Annotated in this window: 1 pseudogene; it reads left to right on the top strand. The window is 60.3% G+C overall.

The annotated features are described in order from the left end of the window. Positions 1–469: pseudogene (locus AC1DY5_RS58195) on the top strand (hypothetical protein); the annotation flags it as partial. Positions 470–542 lie beyond the last annotated feature (73 nt).

Raw genomic sequence — 542 nt, forward strand, 5'->3', positions numbered from 1 at the left:
CAACAAGGTCACAAAATTCGCGTTCACTCTGGCCATCGCAAGATTGACGCTCTCGAGCAACGCATTTCTAGCCTTGGCCGGCCTGGCCATTGCCGTATGCAGCGGACCCGCCAGTTCTGCGACCATCTATCTTTGCAAGGCGTACAACGGCTCGACTTTCTGGGCCCAAGCACACTGCAGCCAGCACAACGCGCTCATTGAGCGTATTGAGAACGTCGCCGACGTGCCTTGGGACCAGCAGGTCCAGCAGGCCGAGCAGGGCAAGGCTGCTCGCGCCCAGCAGGCCCAGGCCAACACGGGAGATTCCCACCGTTTCACCAGGTGCGCCCAGCTCGTGGCGGAGCGCAACAAGATCGAGAGCCGCTACACGAACTGGCAGTGGCAGCCGCCGGAAGTGATCAACCCTGATCAGCAGCGCATGCGAGGGCTGCGCGCCGAACTTTCGGCCAATCAATGCGCTACCCAATGAAGAACTTCGCACCTCCCCTGCTTATCCGAGGAGACTGGGTCATGAAACGGTTGCATATTGCGCTTCTCGGAGC

This window comes from Variovorax sp. P4_D9 (genome assembly GCF_056401695.1).